The organism is Streptomyces sp. E11-3 (assembly GCF_046540415.1).
In the GTDB taxonomy this organism is placed as follows: Bacteria; Actinomycetota; Actinomycetes; order Streptomycetales; family Streptomycetaceae; genus Streptomyces.
In genome coordinates, this window is sequence record NZ_JAZGRL010000134.1 from 1 (window position 1) to 1966 (window position 1966).

Genomic DNA, 1966 nt, shown 5'->3' on the forward strand with positions numbered 1-1966 from the left:
CCCGCCGAGGCCTTCCGCGCCGCGTACGAGGAGCCGCCCGCCGGCCCCTCCGGCCCGCCGCCGACCGTCTCGTACGAGACCGTCCTGCCCAGCACCACGGGCTTCGAGGACACCGCCACCCCCCTGTACGACACCACTCACGTGTACGACACCCCCCACGGCGGCGGTCCGAACGGCAACGGCCCGTACAGCAGCGAGGACATCACCCAGCCGCTCCCTTCCCCCTTCCAGCCGCCGAGCGCCGGTGAGCCCTGGAGCGCACCGACAGGAGGCCCGAGGTGACCGGACCGCTGCCCGACGTCCCCGAGGTACGGGTCGTCGGACTCCCCCAGCTGACCTCGGGATTCGACCTGGTGGAACGCCTGGACCTCGCCATGCACCTGAAGGTCCACGGCCCGCTGGACCCGGTGGGCGGTGAGCGGCTCGCCGCACTCTCCGAGGAGATCTCGCTGCGCGGCAGAGGCGGTGCAGGCTTCCCCTTCGCCACCAAACTGCGGGCCGTCGCCCAGGCGGCCATCAAGCGGGGCGTACGTCCCGTGGTCGTCGTCAACGGCAGCGAGGACGAGCCCGCCTGCCGCAAGGACACGGTGCTGATCAACCGCGGCCCGCACCTCATCCTGGACGGCGCCCTGCTAGCCGCCGAGGCCCTGGGCGCCCGCACGCTGATCATCGGGGTGACCCGGGACTCCACCGAGGCGTCGATGACCGCGGCACTCGCCGAGCGCGGCCTGTCCGACCGGCGCGGTTCCGCGCTCCGCGCGCGCGTGCAGCGCAATCCCGCCCGTATGGTCACCGGCGAGGCCTCGGCGCTGATCCGCTCCGCCGACGGCGGACCCGCGCTGCCGCCAGGACGCCGGGTACGCGCCGCGGAATCGGGCGTGGGCGGCGCGCCCACCCTGCTGTCCAACGCCGAGACCTTCGCCCAGCTCGCGGTCGCCGCCCGGATCGGCCCCACCCGCTACCGCGGCACCGGCCTCTTCGACGAACCCGGCACCGTCCTGCTCACCCTCTCCGGCGATGTGTCCCGCCCTATGGTCGTCGAGGTGCCCACCGGGGTGCCGCTGCGCTACGTCCTGCAGCTCGCCGGTGCCCCGCCGCTCCCCCAGGGCGTGCTGACCGGCGGGTACCACGGCAGCTGGCTGACCGCGACCGCCGCGCACGACGCCGTGGTCTCCCGCGCGTCCCTGAAGGCGCTGGGCGGGTCCCTGGGCGCCGGTGCGGTGCTGCCGCTCGGCACCGGGACCTGCCCGCTCGGCGAGGCGCTACGGGTGGCGAACTGGCTGGCCGCCGAGAGCGCGGGCCAGTGCGGCCCCTGCCGACTCGGCCTGCCCGCCGCGGCGAACGGCCTGGCCGACGTCCTGAACGGCGGCGGCCCGGCCGCCCTGGAGGCGCTGCGCGAGATCACCCGGGCGGTGCGGGGGCGCGGCGCGTGCAAGCACCCCGACGGTTCGGCGACCTTCCTCGCCTCCACGCTCGGCGCGTTCCCCGACGATCTGGCCGCGCATGTACTGAGCGGCGGCTGCGGCCGCGGCACCAGCGGTCTGCTGCCGCTGCCGGGCCCCGGACAGGAGGACCCCGGAACGCCGAGCGGCGAGCGGCTCGCGGTCGACTGGACGCTCTGCCAGGGCCACGGCCTGTGCGCGGATGTGGTGCCCGAGCTGATCCAGCTGGGCCCCGACGGCTTCCCGACCGTCGCGGACGCCGCGGTGCCGCTGGCCCTGCGCGGGGTCGCCCAGCGGGCCGTACGCCGCTGCCCGGCACTCGCGCTCCGCCTGGAGCGGACGGGTGCGGCGGCCGACCGCCCCGCACGCGCCGCGCTCCCCAGCGCTCCGGGCCGCAAAGCCCTGGACAGCGGCCGGGGTTGAGGCATGGGGCCTGTCCACAGGACAGGCCCCACACCCGGCGTACCGGAACTCACACCTGGCGTACCGGAACGCACAAGACGGGACACACAAGAGTGGGGGGG

The 1966-nt window shown here is 75.8% G+C and carries 1 protein-coding gene and 1 pseudogene; both read left to right on the forward strand.

The genetic code is table 11. The annotated features are described in order from the left end of the window. Positions 1–282 (forward strand): annotated as a pseudogene (locus tag U9R90_RS35835) (hypothetical protein); the annotation flags it as partial. Next, a complete protein-coding gene (locus tag U9R90_RS35840; protein ID WP_411061652.1) occupies positions 279–1865 on the forward strand; it encodes an NADH-ubiquinone oxidoreductase-F iron-sulfur binding region domain-containing protein in 1587 nt (528 codons plus the stop codon). The pseudogene U9R90_RS35835 and the gene U9R90_RS35840, both read left to right, overlap by 4 nt. The last annotated feature ends 101 nt before the right edge of the window (positions 1866–1966 follow it).